Raw genomic sequence first — 1,711 nt, 5'->3', positions numbered from 1 at the left:
CCTCCGCCCCCTCCCTGGCAGCCACCTTCACCGAGGACTTCAACGGCCCCGCAGGAGCGGCGGTCGACGGCAGCAAGTGGCAGATCGAGACCGGCGACAACGTCAACAACCACGAGCGGCAGTACTACACGTCGGGCAACAAGAACGCGGCGCTCGACGGCCAGGGCAACCTGGTCATCACCGCCCGCAAGGAGAACCCCGGCAACTACCAGTGCTGGTACGGCCGTTGCGAGTACACCTCGGCCCGCCTCAACACCTCCGGCAAGTTCACGCAGACGTACGGGCACGTCGAGGCCCGGATGAAGGTGCCGCGGGGCCAGGGCATGTGGCCCGCGTTCTGGATGCTGGGCGCCGACATCGGCAACGTGGGCTGGCCCAACAGCGGCGAGATAGACGTGATGGAGAACGTCGGGTTCGAGCCGTCCACCGTCCACGGCACGCTCCACGGGCCCGGCTACTCCGGCTCTGGCGGGATCGGCGCGGGATACACCCTGCCCGGCGGGGAGGCGTTCGCGGACAAGTTCCACACCTTCGCGGTGGACTGGTCGCCGAACAAGGTCACCTGGTCCGTGGACGGCAAGGTCTACCAGACCCGCACCCCGGCCGACCTGAACGGGAACAAGTGGGTCTTCGACAAGCCCTTCTTCCTCATCCTCAATCTCGCGGTCGGCGGGTACTGGCCCGGCGACCCGGACGGCGGCACGACCTTCCCCAAGCAGCTCGTCGTCGACTACGTCCACGTGACAGGGGGCAACGCGGCTCCGAGCCGCGGCTGAGGCCCGCCGCGGCGCGCTTTCCGGGCCCTGGCGGGGCCCGGCAGGCGGCCGCCGCGGTCCGGCCGCTGCCGGACCGCTCGACCGGCGCCCGGCAGGGCCCGCGCGCCGGTGACCCAGGCCACTTCGAGGGGCCGACGGCTGTGAGCCCACTCATAGGGGCCACGTCACATGCTAAGGAAGGTAGTAGCCGCCCCGAGGGCGCCGTGCGGGGCCTGGGGCTCCGCGGGGCAGGGCCCCGACCAGGGCCTCTTCGTATCTCGGTAGTACGTCACATGATTGCGTCCGCACCCGGGCGCCGCTAACCCTGGCTGAGTCTTCGGGACGCCGGGATCGCACATCAGGCACAGTCGCCTGCTCGATCCGGCGCCCATCTCGTCCCCATCCAGGAGTTGCACCCGCATGTCCCTGACGCGCACCGCCCGGACCCGTAAGTTCTCCGTCGCCGGCATCGCCGCCGCCGGAGCAGCCGCAGCCGCCCTGACCCTCGCGCCCTCCCCCGCCCACGCCGCGGAGCCCGCTCAGGCCGCCGCAGCCGCGCCGCAGGCCGCCAAGGGCGACAAGACGTACCCCGAGAACCTCGACGGCTGGATCCGCGAGTCCCTGGACATCATGAAGTCCAAGGGCATCCCCGGCAGCTACGAGGGCCTCCACCGCAACATCATGCGCGAGTCCGCCGGTGACCCGAACGCGCAGAACGGCTGGGACGTGAACGCCCAGAACGGCACCCCGTCCAAGGGCCTGCTGCAGGTCATCCAGCCGACCTTCGACGCGTACCACGTCGACGGCACCCCCAATAACCTGACCGACCCGGTCGCCAACATCACCGCGGCCGCGAACTACGCCGCGGACAAGTACGGCTCCATCGACAACGTCGACTCCGCGTACTGAGTCCCTCCCGGACCTCCCTCCCCATCTCCTGATCACCCTCCCCGTCC

Annotated in this window: 2 protein-coding genes; both read left to right on the top strand. The window is 70.2% G+C overall.

The features are described from left to right. The first annotated feature begins 14 nt into the window (after window positions 1-14). Window positions 15-776, top strand: a complete 762-nt coding sequence (locus AOK03_RS40175; protein WP_208609734.1) for a glycoside hydrolase family 16 protein — start codon at window positions 15-17, stop codon at window positions 774-776. 399 nt (window positions 777-1,175) lie between these two features. Beyond that, complete coding sequence (locus AOK03_RS40170) at window positions 1,176-1,664, top strand: transglycosylase SLT domain-containing protein (protein ID WP_055570231.1); 489 nt, start codon at window positions 1,176-1,178, stop codon at window positions 1,662-1,664. The last annotated feature ends 47 nt before the right edge of the window (window positions 1,665-1,711 follow it).

The organism is Streptomyces atriruber, from assembly GCF_001418325.1.
Classification (GTDB): Bacteria; Actinomycetota; Actinomycetes; order Streptomycetales; family Streptomycetaceae; genus Streptomyces; species Streptomyces atriruber.
The sequence above is the reverse complement of the archived record's forward strand: the minus strand, read 5'-3'. Positions and strand labels throughout refer to the sequence as shown.